General features: G+C 35.3%; 27 protein-coding genes. 7 read left to right on the forward strand and 20 right to left on the reverse strand.

The genetic code is table 11. From position 1 onward, the window contains the following. Positions 1-276 precede the first annotated feature (276 nt). The 10 genes from BAU17_RS01780 to BAU17_RS01820 all read right to left on the reverse strand — a co-directional run bounded on the left by BAU17_RS01780 (position 277) and on the right by BAU17_RS01820 (position 4,807). Entirely contained in the window at positions 277-462 is a 186-nt protein-coding gene (locus BAU17_RS01780) for a hypothetical protein (RefSeq protein ID WP_161901102.1), read from the reverse strand. Between the two features lie 71 nt (positions 463-533). Next, positions 534-1,043: a GNAT family N-acetyltransferase gene (locus BAU17_RS01785; protein ID WP_161901103.1), complete on the reverse strand. Its 510-nt coding sequence runs from the start codon at positions 1,041-1,043 to the stop codon at positions 534-536. A gap of 12 nt (positions 1,044-1,055) precedes the next feature. After that, a complete protein-coding gene (locus BAU17_RS01790) occupies positions 1,056-1,991 on the reverse strand; it encodes a dihydroorotate oxidase (RefSeq protein WP_161901104.1) in 936 nt (311 codons plus the stop codon). 17 nt (positions 1,992-2,008) lie between these two features. Beyond that, positions 2,009-2,356, reverse strand: coding sequence for a GNAT family N-acetyltransferase (locus BAU17_RS14155; protein ID WP_337248042.1), 348 nt, complete (start codon positions 2,354-2,356; stop codon positions 2,009-2,011). Then, positions 2,266-2,469: a hypothetical protein gene (locus tag BAU17_RS14160; RefSeq protein WP_237579069.1), complete on the reverse strand. Its 204-nt coding sequence runs from the start codon at positions 2,467-2,469 to the stop codon at positions 2,266-2,268. Before BAU17_RS14160 ends, BAU17_RS14155 begins: the two co-directional genes overlap by 91 nt. Before the next feature lie 89 nt (positions 2,470-2,558). Continuing rightward, positions 2,559-2,846 carry a MazG-like family protein gene (locus tag BAU17_RS01800; RefSeq protein WP_161901105.1) on the reverse strand — a complete coding sequence of 96 codons (288 nt, stop codon included), beginning with the start codon at positions 2,844-2,846 and terminating at the stop codon, positions 2,559-2,561. Positions 2,847-2,971: 125 nt separating this feature from the next. Then, entirely contained in the window at positions 2,972-3,496 is a 525-nt protein-coding gene (locus BAU17_RS01805) for an HAD-IIIA family hydrolase (RefSeq protein ID WP_161901106.1), read from the reverse strand. A 58-nt stretch (positions 3,497-3,554) separates the two neighbouring features. Then, positions 3,555-3,986 (reverse strand): hypothetical protein, encoded by a 432-nt coding sequence (locus tag BAU17_RS01810; protein WP_161901107.1) that lies wholly within the window; start codon positions 3,984-3,986, stop codon positions 3,555-3,557. Then, positions 3,983-4,141, reverse strand: coding sequence for a hypothetical protein (locus BAU17_RS01815; RefSeq protein WP_161901108.1), 159 nt, complete (start codon positions 4,139-4,141; stop codon positions 3,983-3,985). Before BAU17_RS01815 ends, BAU17_RS01810 begins: the two co-directional genes overlap by 4 nt. Before the next feature lie 330 nt (positions 4,142-4,471). Further along, positions 4,472-4,807: a hypothetical protein gene (locus BAU17_RS01820; protein WP_161901109.1), complete on the reverse strand. Its 336-nt coding sequence runs from the start codon at positions 4,805-4,807 to the stop codon at positions 4,472-4,474. A gap of 317 nt (positions 4,808-5,124) precedes the next feature. Between BAU17_RS01820 and BAU17_RS01825 the strand changes: the two genes are divergently transcribed. From BAU17_RS01825 to BAU17_RS01835, 3 genes are all read left to right on the forward strand, one after another. Further along, on the forward strand, positions 5,125-5,460 hold the full coding sequence (locus BAU17_RS01825) for a metal-sulfur cluster assembly factor (RefSeq protein ID WP_161901110.1): 336 nt from the start codon (positions 5,125-5,127) through the stop codon (positions 5,458-5,460). A 106-nt stretch (positions 5,461-5,566) separates the two neighbouring features. Further along, a complete protein-coding gene (locus tag BAU17_RS01830; RefSeq protein ID WP_161901111.1) occupies positions 5,567-6,013 on the forward strand; it encodes a GNAT family N-acetyltransferase in 447 nt (148 codons plus the stop codon). 81 nt (positions 6,014-6,094) lie between these two features. Then, complete coding sequence (locus BAU17_RS01835; RefSeq protein ID WP_161901112.1) at positions 6,095-6,586, forward strand: YajQ family cyclic di-GMP-binding protein; 492 nt, start codon at positions 6,095-6,097, stop codon at positions 6,584-6,586. A 28-nt stretch (positions 6,587-6,614) separates the two neighbouring features. Here BAU17_RS01835 and BAU17_RS01840 read toward each other — a convergent pair whose 3' ends face one another. From BAU17_RS01840 to BAU17_RS01850, 3 genes are all read right to left on the reverse strand, one after another. Next, positions 6,615-8,969, reverse strand: coding sequence for an ATP-dependent DNA helicase (locus BAU17_RS01840; protein ID WP_161901113.1), 2,355 nt, complete (start codon positions 8,967-8,969; stop codon positions 6,615-6,617). Positions 8,970-9,049: 80 nt separating this feature from the next. Then, on the reverse strand, positions 9,050-9,415 hold the full coding sequence (locus BAU17_RS01845; protein WP_161901114.1) for a phage holin family protein: 366 nt from the start codon (positions 9,413-9,415) through the stop codon (positions 9,050-9,052). Positions 9,416-9,502: 87 nt separating this feature from the next. Further along, entirely contained in the window at positions 9,503-10,009 is a 507-nt protein-coding gene (locus BAU17_RS01850; RefSeq protein WP_231473944.1) for a hypothetical protein, read from the reverse strand. 220 nt (positions 10,010-10,229) lie between these two features. On the opposite strand from BAU17_RS01850, the gene BAU17_RS01855 reads away from it, so the two are divergent. From BAU17_RS01855 to BAU17_RS01865, 3 genes are all read left to right on the forward strand, one after another. Continuing rightward, entirely contained in the window at positions 10,230-10,838 is a 609-nt protein-coding gene (locus BAU17_RS01855; RefSeq protein WP_161901115.1) for an MBL fold metallo-hydrolase, read from the forward strand. 11 nt (positions 10,839-10,849) lie between these two features. Further along, the gene (locus BAU17_RS01860; protein ID WP_161901116.1) at positions 10,850-11,554 is read left to right on the forward strand and encodes a histidine phosphatase family protein; all 705 of its coding nucleotides are present in this window, start codon (positions 10,850-10,852) and stop codon (positions 11,552-11,554) included. A gap of 140 nt (positions 11,555-11,694) precedes the next feature. Continuing rightward, positions 11,695-12,525 carry an undecaprenyl-diphosphate phosphatase gene (locus tag BAU17_RS01865; protein WP_161901117.1) on the forward strand — a complete coding sequence of 277 codons (831 nt, stop codon included), beginning with the start codon at positions 11,695-11,697 and terminating at the stop codon, positions 12,523-12,525. A gap of 86 nt (positions 12,526-12,611) precedes the next feature. Here the strand turns inward: BAU17_RS01865 and BAU17_RS01870 are convergent, their stop codons facing one another. Together BAU17_RS01870 and BAU17_RS01875 are read right to left on the reverse strand one after the other, a co-directional pair. Then, positions 12,612-13,235 carry a DUF47 domain-containing protein gene (locus tag BAU17_RS01870; RefSeq protein WP_161901118.1) on the reverse strand — a complete coding sequence of 208 codons (624 nt, stop codon included), beginning with the start codon at positions 13,233-13,235 and terminating at the stop codon, positions 12,612-12,614. Between the two features lie 12 nt (positions 13,236-13,247). Beyond that, complete coding sequence (locus tag BAU17_RS01875; protein ID WP_202622259.1) at positions 13,248-14,264, reverse strand: inorganic phosphate transporter; 1,017 nt, start codon at positions 14,262-14,264, stop codon at positions 13,248-13,250. A 279-nt stretch (positions 14,265-14,543) separates the two neighbouring features. Here BAU17_RS01875 and rpsT point away from each other — a divergent pair, with 279 nt between their 5' ends. Beyond that, positions 14,544-14,798 (forward strand): 30S ribosomal protein S20, encoded by a 255-nt coding sequence (gene rpsT / locus BAU17_RS01880; protein WP_161901119.1) that lies wholly within the window; start codon positions 14,544-14,546, stop codon positions 14,796-14,798. A gap of 21 nt (positions 14,799-14,819) precedes the next feature. On the opposite strand, the gene holA is transcribed toward rpsT, so the two are convergent. The 5 genes from holA to BAU17_RS01905 all read right to left on the reverse strand — a co-directional run bounded on the left by holA (position 14,820) and on the right by BAU17_RS01905 (position 20,551). Further along, on the reverse strand, positions 14,820-15,860 hold the full coding sequence (holA, locus tag BAU17_RS01885; protein ID WP_161901120.1) for a DNA polymerase III subunit delta: 1,041 nt from the start codon (positions 15,858-15,860) through the stop codon (positions 14,820-14,822). Positions 15,861-15,913: 53 nt separating this feature from the next. Beyond that, positions 15,914-17,902: a DNA internalization-related competence protein ComEC/Rec2 gene (locus BAU17_RS01890; RefSeq protein ID WP_237579070.1), complete on the reverse strand. Its 1,989-nt coding sequence runs from the start codon at positions 17,900-17,902 to the stop codon at positions 15,914-15,916. 241 nt (positions 17,903-18,143) lie between these two features. After that, a complete protein-coding gene (locus tag BAU17_RS01895; protein WP_161901122.1) occupies positions 18,144-18,680 on the reverse strand; it encodes a ComE operon protein 2 in 537 nt (178 codons plus the stop codon). Between the two features lie 630 nt (positions 18,681-19,310). Then, positions 19,311-20,018 (reverse strand): demethylmenaquinone methyltransferase, encoded by a 708-nt coding sequence (locus tag BAU17_RS01900; protein ID WP_161901123.1) that lies wholly within the window; start codon positions 20,016-20,018, stop codon positions 19,311-19,313. A 101-nt stretch (positions 20,019-20,119) separates the two neighbouring features. Further along, the gene (locus tag BAU17_RS01905; RefSeq protein ID WP_161901126.1) at positions 20,120-20,551 is read right to left on the reverse strand and encodes an Hsp20/alpha crystallin family protein; all 432 of its coding nucleotides are present in this window, start codon (positions 20,549-20,551) and stop codon (positions 20,120-20,122) included. Between the last annotated feature and the right edge of the window lie 239 nt (positions 20,552-20,790).

Genomic DNA, 20,790 nt, shown 5'->3' on the forward strand with positions numbered 1-20,790 from the left:
TATTTGTCAACAACTTTTTTCAATTAATTTTGTTGATGTATCAACAAAATTTCTTTTTCTAAAATTGCGACTTCGTTATAATATCATGTGTTTTTAAATCCGTCAACAACTTTTTTTAATTAAAATAAAAAAGTTATTTTGGCTTTTAGTTTCAAACCAACGTTGAATAACTTACCACGTTTCTTCCCTACAAGTCAACATGAAATTTGATATTTTCATCTTTTTTCTAAAAAAAGGCATCAGAACTTGAAAAATCAAGCGCTAATGCCTTTCTCATTATCCAATATCGCGTGTTCTAAAACGAATTTGTTTCTTCTCATCTCGACTTAATGTCGTTTCCTCTTTTAAATAACGAAACGTTAGTTCATTCAATTCTGGATTTTCCAGCATTGATTCATACCCTTCAAAAATATCTTTCATGTATTGTTTATAAGCTTTTTTCTTTTTCAAACGTTTTTTCATCGCTTGCACCATCCTTTTCGTCCTTCATCTTACCAATTGTACTAAAAAGAGACAAGTCTATTGATGTTTTTTTATTCGCATATATATTGATATGCAAGTCTCTTACCATCTGGAATTGGAAAATAGACGATGCCCCTATATGTGAAACCTGTTTTAAGAATAGCTTTTTGCATTCCTCGGTTCAATTCATGCGTGTCTATGCGAATATCGCTAATCTTGCGGGCTTTGCTTTCTTCTATTAGACACTTCAACAATTGTTGAGCGATTCCTCTCCCAGTTGCTTTTTGGGCGACAGCTACACGATGAATTGAAAGGTAGGCAGCTGAATCTTGCCATTTCCCTTCTTCTATAGCCGTATATACCGGATCTTCTCCTTCAATTAATGCAGCCAACGCTAGTATCTGTCCATCACTTAGTACATATAAGGCATTCTCCTGAATGTCATGCTGAATTTTTTCTTTTGAAGGACCATAGCCATTTTGCCATTGAGGTGATCTTTGTTTACGTAACAATTCAATTGCGTCTTGAATAATTGCCATGATTTCTGGTAAATCCTCGATAGTTGCTTTCCTAAAATCCATGTGTTTTCCTCATTAATCAGTGATTGATCGTAACTTTCCACGAAACTCATCAATGCTTTTGTATCCTTTAACCTCCATAATATCTTCTAATTCCGATGCAATACGTTCAAAAATAGCCGGACCTTCTTTATGCAATTCTGTACCAATTTGTAACATCGTTGCACCACAAAGTAAATGTTCAAAGGCATCTTGTCCGTTACGGATTCCGCCTGTCCCAATGATTTTAATACTTGGGTTTAAGCGTGTGTAGAATCCACGAACATTTGCCAAAGCCGTTGGTTTAATATATTCGCCACCTAATCCGCCAAACCCATCTTTAGGCTTAATCACGACTTGCTCTTTATCTACATCGATATACAGACCGTTACCAACTGAATTAATTGTATTCACATAAGTCAAAGGATATTTGTTTAAAATAGCAGCCATTTGATCAAAATGTGCCAAATCAAAGTATGGAGGTAATTTAATCCCTAATGGTTTTGTAAAGAATGCGAATATTTTTTCCAGCGTTTCTTCTGTCAGATCAAAATCATAGGCAACTTGTGGTTTACCTGGGACATTTGGACAAGATAAATTTAATTCTGTCACACCATGAAAATCACTGGCTTGAATTTTTTCTAACATTTCAATATTTTCTGCTACACTCATACCAGCAATCGAAAAGAAAATAGGTGTTTCTGTTTTTGTTTGCGCTTCACTTACATAGTCTAAATAATAATCTATTCCTAAATTTGGCAAGCCCATAGAATTAATGCTCCCTAACGGCACATCAACATAACGCGGAGATGGGTTACCTGCTCGTTCTTTTAATGTGGTACTTTTCGTTACATAAGCACCCGCTTTGGAGTTTGCTAATTCCTTCATTTCCTCAACTGTCATGCAATGGATGCCTGATGCATTCATCAATGGATTTTCAAACGTATGATTAACAAAATTTGTTTGTAACATAATTCTTCCCCTCTCAATTATAAATCTAACGCCATCATTAAATCTGAATCAACGTACTTATTATTTATTATTGGAACTTCTTTAAAAGAAAACTTCCTATATAAGGCCACCGCTGAAACAAGTTTATTATCTGTATAAAGAATGATTTTCTTCGCTTGTTTTTGTTTGGCTACAGATAGACAGTATGTCATTAAGTCTCTCCCAATACTTAACCCTTGATATTTCTCAGTTACCGCTAGTTTTGCCAATTCGAATGTCTCTGCGTCGACTTTTATCAACGAAACGGTACCAACAATTTCACCTTGATATTTCGCAAAATAAATATAGCCACCATTATCAAGAATAACTTCTTTAGGAGCATTAATATCCGAACATCTTCTGGTTCAACCGTCACATATTTTTCTAGCCATTCATATGATAACTGCTTGAAACCCTCATGGTATTGCTCATTGTAATCGACAATCTCAACACTTTCCATATTTCCTCCTTTTCAATTTAGCAAAATTATAGCATAAATTACATTTTTCGTGGAGACTCTCAGAGGGTCTATTTACTCATTTGATAAGTTTATATCTTTTCTACATAACCATTTTTATTTTTTTGATACACTCGTTGTTCATTGATGGCCATCTTTGCTACAATCTCTTTTTCTAAATCAATGTCTAATATTTCAGCTAAACCTAGCAAATAAATAGCTACATCTGCTAATTCTTCACCAATAGATTCATTCTTTTTATAGGCTTCAAATGCTTCAGCAACTTCTCCATACAATAATAAAAATTCTTTTTCAATGTTGGTCGTGTTAAATTGATGTCTGATTTTATTGGCTAAAATTCGTTCTTGGTATTCCTTCATGGTCTAATTGCCTCCTTCTCCAAATTAAAAACTACTATCTTTAGTTTATCATTTCTGACAAGGTAAGATAGTAGTTTTTACTAAGCGATCTGACATTTATCCCGCATCTATTTTTAATTTAATCATTAATTTGTTTTACTATTTTGTGCGACAATCCATTGAGCTGCTTCATAAATATCTGCTACTTCTAAACATTCATGCGCATGACATAATGATTTATCTTCTGCATCTCTACCTGTAGCAACGTGTATTCCTACTATCTGACTGTTTTTGGCACAACCCATGTCCGCTTTATAACTATCACCGATGATAACCGCGTTCTTCCGTTCAAATAGGTACTTGTTTTCAGCCTCTTCAATCAACCCTATCTTCGGTTTACGACAATGGCAACCTTCTGTTTCATGATGTGGGCAAATAAAAACATCCGTAAAGCCCATAGCAAGTAACGAACAACGTAATTCTTCTTCATTCATCGTACCATCCGATATTTTTGTTTGATTCGTCAACGCAAACACGCGACAACCTTTTTCTTTTAACAATTGAATGGATGCTAACGAATGTTCAAATAGCACAAAATCTTCCACTGAGCAATAATGTCCATTACCACCAATTGTTCCATCACGATCGATAAAAACTGTATCGAATTTCATCTTATGCTCCCTTCATAAAAAAACACAATATCTATGTATTATTGCGAGGTAAAAACACTTATTGCTTGCGTTTTGCTACTATCATATTGATAACTGCCAAAAGTGTCGCTACTATTCCAAAAATAAGCTGTTTCCAAACCGTTCCATCTTGTTCAATAAAATAAATATAAGTAGACAACGATGTGAAATATAAGAAGGAACCAACTGCAAAGCTATTTGCCAATTTTGTAAGGAATAACCTCGTTTTATTCCTAAATATTTTCAGAAACAACTGATATGTCATCAAGACAACTGTACTCCCCAACAAAACAAGAAAAAAGACCGATATACTTGCTGCCCATAATTGATTGTATAGAGAACCTCCCATACTATAAAGGGAGAAGGCAAGAAAAAGTATCGCAAAAATATTGAGCAAGATTACGGATAATTTAAACAAACAGCTCTTAATAGTAAGAAATTCATCTCTTAGGCGGTTTTTACTCATTTTCATTTATCCACCAAATCCTTAAATAATTCATGGTAGTTTTGATTGTTTACTGCTTCATTCACTTCAACAACTTGTCTCAAAAAGATAGTTTTATCCGTATGCAAGTCCCCTACATAACTCAAAACTTTTGTTGTCTCATCTTTCGCTTCTGTACTCAATTTATTTCCCCTTTACTTTCACTATTTGACATTTTTACTTACAGCTCTATTATAACAATTAACTTAGATATGGTTAAAAAATGTCCTTCTCAACACATTATATACGTAAATTCTTCCCTCACCATCATTCTCACAACAGAGAAAAAAGATAAAAAGAGCCAAAAGCAGGTTCTTTTTATCTTTAAATAGCAGTATTTGTTTACTCCACACTACTTGAAGATGTTTCTTCAGTTTTCTCTACGTAAGGAATCAACGTCATCTGTTCTAATTCTTCATCGTCCTTTGGTGGCATGAATAAAATATTATCATCTTCTCGAGAAAGCTCATAAGTTACCACTTCGGATTTTGAATAGTTATTTCATTATTTTCTATCGAATACTCTGTTTTAATTTCCATTTGCTCAATCAATGTTTTCGCAAGTTCTTCGCCCATCGCTTCCCATTCATCTCTTGGTGTAGTGACAAAAGAATCTATATCGATAGTCATACTCATCACATGATCTGAGAAAGATAAAATCATATTCGGATTGTCTTCCTCGGGAGACTCTACAACCCACTTATTCTCTTTCAAGTCATCTTGCGTAATTTTATTACTACAACCAACAAGAAATACTAAAAATAATGGGATTAACACACTTAAAAAACCGAACTTTTTCTTCATTGTCATTTCTAACTCCTCTTTTCTTTGATATAATGTAGTTAACGTTCTACATATCTCAAAAGAGGTAACCCTTACTGTGTGCCCTCACAGTAGGGGTTTTATGATGTATTAATCACCATAAGCACGAATAAATAATGTACGTTTTTATCTATACTTCAATTTTAAACAAACGACAAATAAAATCAAGCCTTGTTTTTCTAACATAAAATTCAATAAAGAACGAGCTTTTACTAAGCGTTGACCTTAATAAATAGCGTCACAAAGATTTACAAATCGCTAGAAACAAGGTATGATTTCAATAGAATGAAATAGGAGGAATTTCAATGAGCGAATCAAGAACCGAAGAAGAAATCACTGAAATTAAAGACCGTATATTAACCGCCTTAGAAACTGTTATCGACCCTGAGTTAGGCATTGATATTGTCAACTTAGGTTTAGTATATGAAGTAGAATTTGATGGAGAAACTGGGGAAGCAGTTGTCAAAATGACCTTAACAACTATGGGTTGCCCATTAGCAGATGTTCTAACTGACAACATCCATGATGCGATGGAAGATGTCCCTGAAGTTAAAAACGTTGAGGTCAAATTAGTCTGGTACCCTGCTTGGACAACTGATAAAATGTCAAGATATGCACGTATTGCATTGGGGATTAGATAAAAATTTGATTGTTATAACAGCATGCTCTTTTATTAACTTTTTGAGAAAAGTTGATAAAAGAGTTTTTGTTTAAACTAATTGACCAATATATGAGGTAGGAGAAAAAATGGAAATAATCGAAGTTAAGCAGAAAACACCAGAATTAATACAAAACCTATTGGACGTTTGGGAATCATCCGTTAAGAAAACGCATCTTTTCCTTTCTGATGAAGAAATCAAACAGATTAAAAACTATGTGCCGCAAGCTTTGGAACAAATTGCACATTTAATTGTTTTGAAAAATAGCGATAATCTCCCGATAGCTTTTATGGGAATCGAAGAAAATACTCTTGAAATGCTCTTTGTATCGGATAAGCATCGAGGACAAGGTTTAGGAAAACAACTACTCCAATTGGGCATTGAACAATACGGAGTCAATCAATTAACAGTCAATGAACAAAATCCTGATGCACGAGGCTTTTATGAATATCTCAATTTTTACGTTTATAAACGAACAGAGGTTGATGAAGACGGACTTCCTTACCCGCTTTTATATATGAAATTAGATATGTAAAATTTTCCCTTATCACGCGTTAAATCAACGTTACAGAATCAAAAAAGATTGATATAATAAAGAAAACAAAGGAGGATGAACATGGCAAAAGATGCAAGTTTTGATGTTGTCTCAGAAATGAATATGGAAGAGGTAAAAAATGCAATTCAAATGACTTTAAGAGAACTTAAAAATCGTTTTGATTTTAAAGGTTCCACAGTGGATATCACATTAGATAAACAACAATTAACGATTGTTGGAGACGATGATTTCAAGTTAGATCAGATTAAAGATGTATTATTGGGGAAACTAGTTAAACGTGAAGTTCCGATTAAAAATCTCCATTTTTCAGAAACAGAACATGCTTTAGGATCAAAATCACGTCAACACGCAGAATTAATTAGCGGCATTGATAAAGAAAATGCCAAGAAGATTACGACAGCCATCAAGAATGCGAAATTAAAGGTCAAAGCACAAATTCAAGATGATCAAATTCGCGTGACTGGTAAAAATCGTGATGATTTGCAAGCAGTGATTCAATTACTTCGAAAATTGGAGTTACCAATTGAATTACAATTTACAAATTATCGCTAATTGCATACAAACAAGACCAGATGAACATTTACATCTGGTCTTGTTTTAATTGCCAAAATTTGGTTAATTCGTGAACGAGTTCCTGTGGACGACGACAAATCTGTGCTGCTTGCCAATGCGGTGGGAATAATTGACGATAGCGACCTGTAGTAAATCGCTGATCTAGTAGTAAAACAACACCACAATCATTCAAATCACGAATCACTCGTCCAGCTGCTTGCAAGACTTTATTCATTCCAGGTAGCTGATAAGCATATTCAAAGCCATTTCGATTATGTTCATCGAAATATTCTCGGATTAACTCTTGTTCATTATTAATTTGAGGCAAACCTACACCTACAATTGCACTCCCGATTAGACGCGTACCTTTCAAATCAATTCCTTCTGAGAAAATCCCACCCAAAACACAAAAACCGACTAACGACTTAGTTGGATTAGCTTGGAACTTCGCCAAAAATTGCTCCCGCTCTTCCTCATTCATTTTTGTATCTTGTATAACGGTTTGAATGTTAGGGAACAATTCTTTGAATAAATCATAAACGTCATCTAAATACTTATAAGAAGGAAAGAATACTAAATAGTTCCCCGTTTTTGATGTCACCATGGCCGCGATTGCTTCAACAATTGCTGGTAGACTCTCCATGCGTTTCTTATATGTTGTTTGAATATAACTAGTCACTAATATTTTTTGATTTTCAATCGGAAAAGGACTTGCTAAACGATATCGTAGTGCTTCTTCCCCACCACCAAGAACTTCTTGATAATAAGGTAACGGGCTAAAACTAGCAGAAAAAAGTAAACTACTCGCCCCTTTATCTAACATCTTTTCTAAAAACGGTGCTGGTTCAATGCAAAATTGACGAACGCTCATATCGTAAGGGGTAATTTCGACAGTTGTCTCATAATGGTCATCATAATACTCACTAATTTTTAAAAAGTGCAGACAATCAAAGTACACAGCTAACATTTTCTCTTGTGCAGTATCTTCTGGATGAGCAGCTAACCATTCTTTGGCTAATTCACTAAATTTAAATAATTGATTTAATAACTCCTCTGCGGCAGGTGCTTGGTGATGATAGGTCCAATTATCTTCTTTAGCAATTTGTTTAATAGCCAAAAATTCTTTGTCCACTTTCTTCAAACTACGATGGATTTTGCGATGTTCTTTACTTAAGCTATCTATCAAACCGGTAAATGCTGAACGAGTCAGAGTCGCTGAATACATTTCTCTTGAGCGATTGACCAAATTGTGCGCTTCATCCACTAAGAAATAATATTTTTCTGCCGGCTCTTCAAAAAAGCGTCGCAAATACACGGTTGGGTCAAATAAATAATTATAATCGCCAACCACAATATCACAAAACAAGCTAACATCTAACGACAATTCGAAAGGACATAATTGATGTTTTTTGGCATATTTTTCAATAATCTCTCTCGTAAATTGATTTTCATGATGAAGTAAATCCCATAATCCTTCGTTGATACGATCGTAGTAACCATTGGCGTAGATACAATCATCTGGATTACATTTTCGCTCATCTAAAAAGCAAATTTTGTCTTTCGCTGTTAAGGTGACACTTTTTGTTTCAGCCCCAACATCTGCCAAAGCTTTCAAAGCATCTTCTGCAACTTGGCGCGTAATCGTCTTAGCAGTGAGATAAAAAATCCGGTCAGCTCGCTCTTCCCCTAACGCTTTTAGTGCTGGGAATAAAGTTGAAATGGTTTTTCCTGTCCCTGTCGGCGCTTCAACAAAGAGACGTTGCTGATTCCGTAAGGTTTTATATGCAGCTACCGCCAGTTCTCGTTGCCCTTTACGGTATTCTTCATAAGGGAAAGCTAATGTCTGTAAAGTGGTTGTACGGACACGTCGCCACTCTTCCTGAAATAATAGCCATTTGTGATATTCTTGTGTCAGCTCTTCAAAAAAACTTTTTAAAAACTCAAAATCATACGTGCGAATGGTCCTCGTGATTTTTTCTTCTGTTGTTTGATAATAGGTTAGTTGCACGTCAATTTGTTGCAATTCATTCTGCAAACTATATATGTAAGCATAGACCATCCCTTGATAAAAGAATAATTCAATCTGCCCTGCTTCCAAGTCTTCATAATGAATTTCTGAGGTTTTAATCTCATCGATTGTCCAATGATCAGCTTTGAAAATTCCATCTGCTCGTCCCTCAACAATTAACTGATCGGCTTCAATATCAACTTCAGTCTTTAAAAAAACTTCTTTTTGGTAGTTTTCTCCTGCTGCTTTTTGTAGTTTACGATGAATTCTAGCCCCTTCTTGAGCAGTGTGATTACTGACTTTACGAGTATCAATACTGCCTTTTCTCAAAATAAACTCCACTAATTTACGAACGGATATTTTTCCTCGTTGCATCTGATCACCTTCTTCAAGCAACCATTATAACTGATTTTTCAGCATAGAGCGAGCAAACAAAACCAAACTTTCGTTCGTCTTTATTTTTTAAAGAGCTCTTTCATCAAGGTTAAAATTTTTTCGAATAAACGCGTATCAATTCCACTTTTTTGATAGTTTTCAAGTATAGATTGCATCTCTAAGAATAAATAGCCTATATAAAGAATATACAGCAGAATCATTCCTGTGTTACCAGGAATTAACTTAGCAACAGGTAAGAAAAAAACGAGTAAGATCATACTCGCAATTTTTCTTAAAATACCATTAATGCCAATTTTTGAAGTCATTTCTCCTCGAATTTTAGCCAATAAGATGCCACTAAAAAAATCAATGCCCATAGCAACTGCTAGCAACGATAAGAGATAAAGTACTCGTTGGTTCGATACACCCATAAACCATTCCTGCATGTTCATCCCCTCCTTTCATCTTTACTAACGAAAAAAGTGGTGAAAATGTCAAAGGAATTTTGAAAAAATCAAAATTCCTTTGGTTTATTAATCATATTGGACGGTATAGAATACATTGTTCTCATCGTAAACATATCTTTTAGTTGGTTCAAAATAAAACGTTTTTTCAAAATCATTTGTATACAGATCAATTTTCTCTTGATCAATAGTTAATTCAACTTGTTGGTACTTCTCTTCATAGACTTTAAAAGGGTCTTCTTCCCATTCAATTTGTGAAAAATTCTCAGCAAAATCTTGTTTAATCAATTCACGACTATTCTCTGGGACTCGAGCAGTATCTTTATTTTTATTAGAGTGATACTGTTTAACCACCGTTAGTTTCCCTTGATTATAATCATAGACCCCTTGACTTTGAGGAAATTCGGCTGTCTTTTTTTGGATTAATAAGACACTTTTTGGTGTTGCTTCTAAAGTTGCCGTAGTTGTTTCAGTCGATACGTCTTTCTTCGCATCAATTACTTCGGGAGAATTTTGACAAGCTGATAGAAAGAGCATCAAACATCCTAAAGAAAAAAACGATACATATTTTTTCAAACTTATCCCTCCCTTATCTACTCGTAGTATAACAAAGGGACTGACTTAAAAAATCTATTCGATGTTTTTTTCATGTAATTTTTAATTTTACCCCCTTCTTTTAATCAGATTTTATAAAGTTTCACAGATTGTTGCCTAGACCAATAAAAAAATAAACTTTTTTTGTGAGAATCCTTTCTTTGCGTTATACTTAAGATACTACTATTCAAGGAGGTTTTTTATGGAAATTACACGTATAGTGACAGGTAACCTTGCCGAAAATTGCTACCTTGTCTGGCAACAAAATGACTTATTGATTATTGATCCTGGTGCTGATGCGCAGTTAATTATGGATACCATCGCTACAATTGATGCGACACCGCAAGCAATTTTGTTAACGCATACGCATTCAGATCACATCGGTGCGGTAGATGCCATTCGAGACATCTATCAAATCCCCGTTTATGTCAGTCCACTAGAAAATAGTTGGTTACAAGATCCCGTACGAAATCTTTCTGGCGCACAACCTATTACTGCTCGTCCAGCAGAACATGAATTTGACTTGAAAACCTATACCATCGGCACTATTTCATTTAAAGTCGTGGCAACACCTGGACATTCTATTGGAAGTGTCAGCTTTATTTTCGACGATTTTGTGGTCTGTGGCGATGCGTTATTCCGTGGAAGTATCGGGCGGACAGATTTGTATACAGGAAACCTTGAACAACTCCTAACAAGCATTCAAACACAACTATTTACATTGCCTGATCAATTTCCAGTATATCCAGGACATGGCGATTCTACGACCATTGAACATGAAAAACGGACAAACCCATTTTTTAATAGATAGGAGCAAGACAAATGACAAAAACTGAATTATATATCGTCAGACATGGAAAAACGATGTTTAATACCTTGCAACGCGTACAAGGTTGGTGTGATACTCCACTTACCAAAGCTGGTGTTGAAGGTATTCAATATCTTGCATTAGGTTTAAAAGATATTGACTTTGTTGAAGCAACATCTAGTGATAGTGGTCGCGCAATTGAAACAATGCGACTCATTTTAGGTGAACATCCACAAGGAGCAAAACTTCCTTATCGAATTGACAAACGTATTCGTGAATGGTGTTTTGGTTCTCTTGAAGGAGCATACGACGCTGAAATGTGGGGCGTTCTACCTCGTATACTCGATTTTCCTAGTTATGATGAAATGGTCGATCGTGATACTACTTTCCGCGAGGTATGTGAAGCAATCTATGAAGCTGACACTGCTAATTGGGCGGAAACGTATGAAGAATTAAGTACACGTGTACTTACCGGCTTTGAAGATATTGCCCATCGTGTTGAAAAAAACGGGGGTGGCAAAGCGCTAATCGTCTCCCATGGTATGACAATTGCATTCTTGTTAAACCTTGTACGAGAAGAGAATAATATCCGAATGGGTTTAGAAAATGGATCGGTTACTCGACTCACATATGAAGCAGGAAACTTTACTTGTGAAGAAATTGGTTCTGAAGCCTATATTGAAAAAGGTAAAGAAATTTCTAAAAATTTATTAAATTAACTTCTATTAAAATGGCATCATATCAACTTTAAAGACAACAAACAGAAAATGTTTGTTGTCTTTTTTTGAAAAAATGTTGGTAATCTTTTCAAGAAACGGTATACTAAGCAAGGAAATACGTTCAAGAAAGGATTGAAAAAATGTTTTTAGCAAATGTGATTAAAGCCATTCTTTTAGGTATCATTGAAGGTATCACCGAATGGTTACCAATTAGTAGTACGGGTCACTTAATTTTAGCGGATGAATTCATCAAGTTAAATGAAAGTGAAGCCTTTATGACCATGTTTAACGTGGTTATCCAGCTCGGAGCAATTCTGGCAGTAGTTGTTTTGTATTTTCACAAATTAAACCCATTTTCTCCATCAAAAACTAAACAAGAAAATCGCGATACTTGGTCTCTTTGGTTCAAAGTAGTCGTTGCAATTATCCCTTCAGCAATTATCGGTTTACCATTGGATAATTGGTTAGAAGAACACTTCCATAAGTTCTTGCCTGTCGCAATTATGTTAATTGTCTATGGTATTGCCTTTATTCTTGTTGAAAAGCACAACAAAACAAAAGAACCAAAAGTCAATACATTAGCTGATATTTCTTATCGCTACGCTTTGATGATTGGGATGTTTCAAGTACTAGCCTTAATACCAGGAACTTCGCGTTCTGGTGCAACTATTTTAGGTGGAATTTTAATTGGTGGTTCCCGTTTCGTTTCTGCTGAGTTCTCCTTCTTCTTAGGGATACCTACAATGTTCGGAGCTAGCTTACTGAAAATAGTTAAGTTCATCCTCGATGGCAACTCATTTAATATGCAAAGTACAATTATCTTACTGATTGGTACACTCGTATCATTCATCGTTTCAATTATTGCAATTAAATTCTTAATGAACTACATTAAGAAGAATGACTTTACCGCTTTTGGTTGGTATCGTATTGTCTTAGGGGCTATTTTAATTGGTTACACATTTTTAAGATAATGTTACAGGAGCGGAAATTAATCTGCTCCTTTTTTGATGCAATAAAAAAGCGACTTCTATCACTAAAAGTCGCTTTTCCTATGTTTTTATGTGTTTTTGATGACTAAACCATCAATGATATCTACAGCATCTTCACATGCATTTAAAATAGCTTCAAAGCGATCATAGATTTCTTTCCATTTAATAATTTCAAGAACATCCTCTTCTTCAGTAAACAATTGCTTTTTCAAACGGCTAAATAAACGATCCCCTTCTGATTCAATGTCATTGACTTCAACAATCATTTTTTTCAACGTTTTTGAATTTTTAAATTTCGGAAATTCTAACATGGCAGTATGAACACCTTTTGTTGCTTCGTGAACCATTTTTGCAAAATGATCGGTTTCTGGTCGTAATTCAGTAATCACTAGATTTTCAAACAAATAGGTCATCCCATTAATGCCATCAATAATATCGTCCAAGCGTTCAGAAATAATCAGAATATCTTCACGGTCAATTGGCGTAATAAAAGCATCATATAGCTCATTTGTTAGTTCATCAATATTACGATCATTTTCCTTTTCTAATTGATGAATGACTTCTGCTTTTGCATCCAATGCGGTACTGGAATAATTAGTGACTAGTTCTTCTAGCATACTTGCTGCTTGATGGGAATTTTCCGCTAATTTCTCCATTGTTTTAAAATAATTATATTGCTTTTTTCTTGCCATTTTACTCTCTCCTTAAAAAATTGCAACGAATAGTTTTGCCATAATATAAGCAATTAAACCACATCCAGGGAAGGTCATTACCCAAGCAAAGATCATTTCTCGGACAATGCGCCAATCGACGCTCGATAGCCTTCTTGAAGCTCCCACGCCCATAATTGCAGTTGTTTTAGTATGTGTTGTTGAAACAGGAATTCCAAATAACGAAGCCATCAATAAACAAATTGCTGCGCTTAAGTCGGCAGAGAATCCTTGATATGTTTCTAGTTTTACCATATCCATCCCTACTGATTTAATAATTCGCATGCCACCAACAGATGTTCCAATTCCCATAGTAATGGAACAAATCGCCATTACCCAGATAGGAATAATAAAGCCATTGCCAGTTTTTTCTGCCAATCCATTATAAAATAATCCTAACATAAACACACCCATGAATTTTTGTCCATCTTGTGCACCATGTAAGAACGCATTCGCTGCGGCAGCACTCGCTTGCCCCCAAGTAAATACCTTATTGGCTTTTCTTCTTGGAACGTCTCTAAAAATCCAAACAAGAATTTTAGTAATGAGGAAACCTCCACCAAAACCAAGAATTGTTGAAACGACTAAACCAATCAGAACTTTTATCCATTCTTGCCCATTAACAGCACCTAAACCGCCTAAGGCCATTGCCGATCCGGTCAAGCCAGCAATCAATGCATGCGATTCACTCGTTGGAATCCCAAAATACCATGCTGCAACTGCCCAAACAACAATCGAGAATAATGAAGCTGCTAACGCCACTTGGGCCGCTTCTACTCCTTGACTATCAAACGTCACAATATTACTAATTGTTTCAGCTACTTGTGCATTGAACATTGTCATAACCAGTGCACCTAAGAAATTCATCACAACCGCAATTCCAATTGCTGTATTCGGTTTCAGCACACGCGTTGAGACTGCCGTCGCAATTGCATTCGGTGCATCTGTCCATCCGTTGACAAAGACCACACCCATAACAAGGGTAATAGTTATAATTAATGCCACACTCAAAATTCACACCACCATTTCATTTTTCGTTGTCATCATAGCATAAAACGCCTACTTGATGGAAGTGATTTTTTAAAGAAAGATGACATTTGTATGTAAAAAGCAAATTTCATTAATTAAAATGCTTGTTTTTTGTAATTTTCAGGTAAATCTTCGCTTTTTTTGTGTTAAGTAAAAATTCTTTACAACTTATTATTGCATTGCTACTATTGTTTATGTATAATGACTAGTGTTGATTTATACGTTTTTCGTATAATAACTTTTTATTCGGAGGTGAAACAAATGCCAAACATTGAATCTGCAATTAAACGCGTACGTACTAGCGAAGTTGCGAACGCTAAAAATTCATCTCAATTAAGCACAATGCGTACAGCGATCAAAAAATTCGATCAAGCTGTTGAAGCTGGTGCTGATAACGTAGATGCGTTATTCAACGATGCTGCTAAAGCAATTGATATGGCTGAGTCAAAAGGATTAATCCATAAAAACAAAGCTAGCCGCGACAAATCTCGCCTAAGCAAGAAAATCGCGAAATAATTAAAAAGAAAGAGGAAAAGCCTAGGCTTTTCCTCTATTTTTTATTTGTTGAGCAGCTTTTAAAACAAATAACTGAAATAGAAATTCTTTGTCCATGCGCCCACTTTTTACAAGATAATCATTTTCAATTAACTCATCATATAGTAACGATAAATCTTGCTGTCTCATCTTTCGCACTTGTTGCATCGCAAGTTTCACTCGATAAGGATGAACTTTCAACGTTTCAGCAATATTCCCTTGTTGATAACCGCTCTTTACTAAAATAGCTGTTTGTAATAATAAGCGGATTTGTGTAATTAAGATGGCATTGATTTTAATCGTCTCTTCTCCTTGCAAATGTAAATCATCATATAAACGTAAAGCTTCTTCCGTCTTTCCTTGTAAGACATCATTTGTTAAATCAAAGACATTATGTTCTAACGACTTAGGAACTAAAGCTTCCACCGCTTGCCGTGAGATTCGCTTTTTATCACCAGCATATAATCGTAGTTTATCCAACTCTTGCATGGCTTTAGACAAACGCATATCGGTTAAACGAATAAATAGTTCAAACGCATCCCGCTCCATTAGCAACCCATCATTATCTAATGTCTGCTGTAAGTAGCGACGAACTTCCGCTTCTTTCATCGGCTGTACTTCGATTGACTCTGCCGCCTTTTTTAGCTGTTTGGTGACTTTTTTACGTTCATCTAGCTTGTCATATTTTGCAAAAAAGACTAAAATCGCCGTATCTGCTGGATTTTTTAAATAATCCAACAAGCCATCAATATTTTGTTCTGGTGCACTAGCTTTTTTTTCAGCGGTTAAGAAAAAAGGATTCTCTGCAAAAATTAAGCGATAGTCGCCAAAAAACGGTGTTGATTGTGCTTCATCTAAGACGCTATCTAACGAATCCTGTTCCAAATCAAATTGTGCAAAATTCAAATCATCATGACTTAATTGTAACGTCTGCAAAAAAGCCTCGCGGACTTGTGTTTGTAAATAATCTTCCGTCCCCAATACTAAATAAATAGGTTGAAATTTTTGCGAATGAATCGCTTGTATTGCTTGCTGGGTATTCATAATTTCCTCACCAATCTTTCCTTGGTTATCCTACCATGAAGCTACTAGAAATGCTAGTCATCTTTCATCACTTCAACCTGTAAATGCTGATGCCAAAAGCTCCAAGTATAGCGAATCATCCCCATTTCATCAGTTCGTAATATTTGAACACTCGCTTGGTTCAATACATCCAGAACTTCTTGATGTGGATGACCAAAGGAATTATTTTTTCCTGCAGAAATAATCCCTTGTTTCAATTGAATCCTTTGAATAAAATTTTCATCGGTAGACGTTTTACTCCCATGATGACCAAGTTTCATCACATCTATTTGCAATTGAGGATATCTTGTTAGCAACTCTTGCTCACCAGCCTTTCCTAAATCACCCGTCATTAAAAATTTGGTTTGCTGAATAGTCGTTGCTAGGACGAGCGAATCATCATTCTCCCCTTTTCCTCTGTGATTAGGCCCTAATATTTGTAAGACAACTTCGTCTCCTATCCGCTCGTTTACCTCCACTTCTCTAATTTTAGTACGAGCAGGCAAGTTTTTTCCTAATTTTTGGACATTCGGGTGCTGTAAACTTCCTTTGGCGACATATATCCATTTTACATGCAGGTTCTCAATTAATACTTGTGCATCTCCCATGTGGTCTGCATCACCATGAGTTAAAAATAAACCGTCTATTTGTCGAACCCCTTCACCTTTCAAAAAAGGCAACAGACTATAATGAATCCCCGCTTGATAATGGCGCTGTTTCCATGGTTCTTGTTTGAATTGCAAGCGACCACCCGTATCCACCACATAGACTTCTCGATTGCCTCGTGACTGTAATACTATACTATCTCCCTGTCCAACATCCACAAAAGAAATGGCCGTAGGTACACCCACTTGTTGTACCAAGACCAATAATACAAGCGGCAGTAAAAATGTTTTCTTTTGATGCAATAATAAACTAACAATCACAACTACTATCACAAAAAGTAGATGTGGTTGACCAGTAACAAAAACAAAAGGCTTCGTTAGTTGCAGAAGACTTTCAAACAAAACAATGCCTTTTGTCAATAAAGTAATCAACCCAGCAACAGGAATATGCGCCCACTGTAAACCACAAATTAAGACACTCGCCGGCAAAAGGAACTGAAATAATGGGCCACAAACAGCTGTGAGTAGCCCCGCAAAAAGCGGAATTTCAAAGAAAAAGTACATCATTACTGGCGCTGCTAATAAAGAGAGTTTTTGAGAAAAGCATACTTGCTGCCACAAAGTTACTACGTTCGATCCACGCAACAAAATCAACCATGACATCCCAACCGATAATATTCCTGATAGCTGTAGCAATGTTTTGGGGTTTAATAGTAATAATAAGAGTAAAACAATACTAAAGCGATCCATACTCGATAGATAAATTTTCTTTTCCTTTAATAGTAAATTTAATCCATACAACAATGACGCGCGCCAAACACTGATCCCTTGACCAAAAAGAACAATCCCGATCACAATCAATATCCCCATAATCCAACCAAACTCCATAAAAACAAGACGCGTTCTTCGTAATAAACGATGCAGCCAACCATAAAATATATAGACATGCATGCCTGAGATTGTAAAAAAATGTAAAATGCCGCTACTACTATAAATGTCACGTAATTCTTGAAAAGATTGATTACGATAACCAACCAGTAATGCCATAAAATAGGTGGCTATTTTTTGTGGAAACTGCAGCTCTAGCCAATCAATCAATGCAGCTCGTTTTTGCCTTAAGTAGCTCCATCCATGGTTGTCTCCTTGTGGCAAGAGGTCATCAATTAGAAATGTGCCTAACTGATTGCTAGCAAATAAAAAAGCTTGTTGATCAAAACCATGTTTATTTTTTGACGGGGCATTTTCTCTGAATATGCCCTTCACAGCAATTGTTTTATTCCATTGTGCGCGTTTTTGCCAACTTGCTAATTCCGTCTCGTCTTTTGCTTTGTATTGCCCTTTGATTTTCCCCTTCTTAGTCATCCCTTCAAATTGAATGAGGTCACCATTTAGCTGAATCGTATCTGGATAGACTTGCATAACAAATTGCATCTCCTGATTACTCGGGGCAGCGACTACATTCGTTTGTTCTACCCTGAAAATAACAAAAAAGCTACAAAAAAGACTCAGTAGTAAAAGTACTACTTGCTTTTTGTAGCAAAGAATTCCTATAAAATAAAGACTAATTATTATGAAAAATGGTTGATGCAACAACCTAGCATGCGCAATCGTTGCAACAATCATCACAGGAAAAATCAATTGATTTTTCCATACGTGTCCACTACTCGTCATCAAAAGTACCAAAAGACAGTTTTTCGAAATATTTTGATTCTAACTTAACTTTCTCTACCTCCACACCTACATGTTTAATCAATTCAAGTGCATAGGCGTTATTGTGGTAATCATGTAGATAATAGATTTTTTGAATTCCTGCTTGCAGAATGGCTTTTGTACAATGCAAACACGGAAAATGTGTCACATAAATCTCTGCACCATCTGTTGAAACACCTAACTTTGCACATTGCAACAAGGCATTCATTTCAGCATGAATCGTGCGAATACAATGACCGTCAACCACATAGCATCCTTCATCGATACAATGATCATCTCCACTCACTGATCCGTTGTATCCTCCTGCAATGACCCGTTTATCTTTGACTAATGTAGCCCCTACTTCTAAACGAGTACAAGTGCTTCTCAACGCCAGCATGACTGACTGCGCCATAAAGTATTGGTTCCATGGAATCCGTTTATCGGCTTGTTTTCCGAATGGACGCAAATCGTTGATATCATAATATTTTTCAGCTTTTTCTTTCATCTATAAACTCCTTACTTTAGTAAAATCAATTCAAAATAGTTATAGTCAAAGTATATACATCACTATGCTTTGACTAACAATCAATTCTAAGTCACCTTGACCAAATATTACCATATTTCTTTCGTGTATGGTTGAAAAACGTCTAGTAAACCAATTCAAAGATAAAGTCGAAAGTATTACCTATAAAAAGCTATCCAATTGTCAAAGAGCGGACTTGTTTTATATGTATAAAGTACGTGCTAAATGATGAATAATTTTTCTACAGTTATAAGATATAAAAAATATTGAACTATCAATCTATACCACGGTCTCCTTTGTTACCATAAGAAAAAGCTATGAAATATGTCGCTAAACATCAATTTCGTAACTTTTTAGTTTAATTTCATTATTAAGATGATTACCAAGATTTTATCATCCTAGCTTTAAAAAATGGTTTCTTGAAATCTTACCACTTTCACTCTCTAAACTAAGATATAAAATCTCAATATAGAGGTAACTCAAACTCCATAGTATTATCAAATAAGGTCTTTTAAAAATTTCTGTACCACTTATTTCTCCAAACTGATATTATCGTGAAAACAATTGTTTAATTCGAAATCAACAAACAGCAAAGTTCTCTCTTGTAGATTATTACATTTTACTCCCCACATGCATAGCAACTGCTCCACCTACGTATCCTTTTACATCAACTTTGGTAAATCCGGCTTCTAAAAACTTTTCCTTGAGTTGCTGTTTTCCTGGAAATGTTTTAGCTGATTCTTGCAACCATGAATACTCCTTGTACATTTTCACAAACACGGTAGCTAATATTGGCATAACATATTGAAAATAGAAATTATAGAGTTGTCGCCAACCGATTAATGTCGGTTGAGACGTCTCTAAAGAAACAACGCTTCCTCCGAATTTGGTTACACGATACATTTCCTTTAACACGGCCATATAGTCGGGAACATTTCTTAAGCCAAACCCAATTGTCACATAATCAAAAGAATTGTCTTTAAAAGGAAGTTTCATCGCATTTCCTTTGATCCATTCAATTTGCTTCAATTGTCTTTTATCAGCTTTTTCTTTGGCAATGGTCAACATGCTCTCACTAAAATCAAGACCCACGACTTGCCCCCTCTTTCCTACTGCATGAGCGAGTGCGAGTGTCCAATCACCTGTTCCACAACAAACATCTAACGCTGTGTCACCGTTCTTCACTTTCATACGACGCATTGTACTTTTGCGCCAATGTTTATGCTGACCAAATGAAATCACCGAATTCATGAAATCGTAATTGTCATAAATTTTTTCAAACACTTCATATACCTTTTTTTCTTTTGTTGAATCATTCAATCTTTCCTCTTCTCCTTTCTAATAAAAAAAGGAAAAATAGACAAGACTAATCTCATCATTTTTCCTTTTTTTAGGTCTATATTACAGCTTCCTAATAGTTATTACTCGATTGGAATAGCTTTTTTATGTTCTACTTTTACTTGCGCTTTTGGTAAGGTAATTTTTAGAATTCCATCTTGATAAGCTGCCTTAATATCCTCCTCTTTCACATTATCAATCATAAACTGACGCTTTACACTGTTATAACTTCTTTCACTACGGACAACAGTTCCTTTATCATCTTTTTTCTCAGTTTCTGTTTGATGAGCACCTTCAATAGTTAATACACCATTCGTGTAATCAACCTGAATATTTTCTTTTGGAATTCCCGGAAGTTCTGCTTCAACTGTATAATTCTCTTCTGTTTCAAAAATATCTGTTTTCACTAAATTTTCCTTGAAGCCATCCAAAAAATTTCTACCTGCATTGCCTAAAAAATCAAAAGGAGTCATATCGAATAAGCTAGAGTTACGAGGAGTCACATCATTTGCCATCATAATCATTCCTTTCTATTTTTTATTTCATCTATATTATAAATAGTAGCGCTTTCTTTTTCAAACAATTTGAACAGTAGCTTTCCTATTAAAAATTATTAATAATTAATTACCAAGCAAGAATATTTTAAGAAAAAAAGAACTTAAGAATCACGTCCAATTAGCTTGATATTACAAGGATTTAGCCTATTCTTTAAAAAAGAGAGTAGAATCGTTGCAAGAAGAAATAACATCTAGCA

Source organism: Candidatus Enterococcus willemsii (assembly GCF_009933335.1).
Classification (GTDB): Bacteria; Bacillota; Bacilli; order Lactobacillales; family Enterococcaceae; genus Enterococcus_F; species Enterococcus_F willemsii.

What these genes read in the sequence shown, in the direction of transcription:
- BAU17_RS01780 (WP_161901102.1), bottom strand. Translation starts at nt 462, where the DNA reads ATGAAAAAACGTTTGAAAAAGAAAAAAGCTTATAAACAATACATGAAA.
- BAU17_RS01785 (WP_161901103.1), bottom strand. Translation starts at nt 1,043, where the DNA reads ATGGATTTTAGGAAAGCAACTATCGAGGATTTACCAGAAATCATGGCA.
- BAU17_RS01790 (WP_161901104.1), bottom strand. Translation starts at nt 1,991, where the DNA reads ATGTTACAAACAAATTTTGTTAATCATACGTTTGAAAATCCATTGATG.
- BAU17_RS14160 (WP_237579069.1), bottom strand. Translation starts at nt 2,469, where the DNA reads ATGGAAAGTGTTGAGATTGTCGATTACAATGAGCAATACCATGAGGGT.
- BAU17_RS01800 (WP_161901105.1), bottom strand. Translation starts at nt 2,846, where the DNA reads ATGAAGGAATACCAAGAACGAATTTTAGCCAATAAAATCAGACATCAA.
- BAU17_RS01805 (WP_161901106.1), bottom strand. Translation starts at nt 3,496, where the DNA reads ATGAAATTCGATACAGTTTTTATCGATCGTGATGGAACAATTGGTGGT.
- BAU17_RS01810 (WP_161901107.1), bottom strand. Translation starts at nt 3,986, where the DNA reads ATGAAAATGAGTAAAAACCGCCTAAGAGATGAATTTCTTACTATTAAG.
- BAU17_RS01820 (WP_161901109.1), bottom strand. Translation starts at nt 4,807, where the DNA reads ATGACAATGAAGAAAAAGTTCGGTTTTTTAAGTGTGTTAATCCCATTA.
- BAU17_RS01825 (WP_161901110.1), top strand. Translation starts at nt 5,125, where the DNA reads ATGAGCGAATCAAGAACCGAAGAAGAAATCACTGAAATTAAAGACCGT.
- BAU17_RS01830 (WP_161901111.1), top strand. Translation starts at nt 5,567, where the DNA reads ATGGAAATAATCGAAGTTAAGCAGAAAACACCAGAATTAATACAAAAC.
- BAU17_RS01835 (WP_161901112.1), top strand. Translation starts at nt 6,095, where the DNA reads ATGGCAAAAGATGCAAGTTTTGATGTTGTCTCAGAAATGAATATGGAA.
- BAU17_RS01840 (WP_161901113.1), bottom strand. Translation starts at nt 8,969, where the DNA reads ATGCAACGAGGAAAAATATCCGTTCGTAAATTAGTGGAGTTTATTTTG.
- BAU17_RS01845 (WP_161901114.1), bottom strand. Translation starts at nt 9,415, where the DNA reads ATGCAGGAATGGTTTATGGGTGTATCGAACCAACGAGTACTTTATCTC.
- BAU17_RS01855 (WP_161901115.1), top strand. Translation starts at nt 10,230, where the DNA reads ATGGAAATTACACGTATAGTGACAGGTAACCTTGCCGAAAATTGCTAC.
- BAU17_RS01860 (WP_161901116.1), top strand. Translation starts at nt 10,850, where the DNA reads ATGACAAAAACTGAATTATATATCGTCAGACATGGAAAAACGATGTTT.
- BAU17_RS01865 (WP_161901117.1), top strand. Translation starts at nt 11,695, where the DNA reads ATGTTTTTAGCAAATGTGATTAAAGCCATTCTTTTAGGTATCATTGAA.
- BAU17_RS01870 (WP_161901118.1), bottom strand. Translation starts at nt 13,235, where the DNA reads ATGGCAAGAAAAAAGCAATATAATTATTTTAAAACAATGGAGAAATTA.
- rpsT (WP_161901119.1), top strand. Translation starts at nt 14,544, where the DNA reads ATGCCAAACATTGAATCTGCAATTAAACGCGTACGTACTAGCGAAGTT.
- holA (WP_161901120.1), bottom strand. Translation starts at nt 15,860, where the DNA reads ATGAATACCCAGCAAGCAATACAAGCGATTCATTCGCAAAAATTTCAA.
- BAU17_RS01890 (WP_237579070.1), bottom strand. Translation starts at nt 17,902, where the DNA reads ATGCAAGTCTATCCAGATACGATTCAGCTAAATGGTGACCTCATTCAA.
- BAU17_RS01895 (WP_161901122.1), bottom strand. Translation starts at nt 18,680, where the DNA reads ATGAAAGAAAAAGCTGAAAAATATTATGATATCAACGATTTGCGTCCA.
- BAU17_RS01905 (WP_161901126.1), bottom strand. Translation starts at nt 20,551, where the DNA reads ATGGCAAATGATGTGACTCCTCGTAACTCTAGCTTATTCGATATGACT.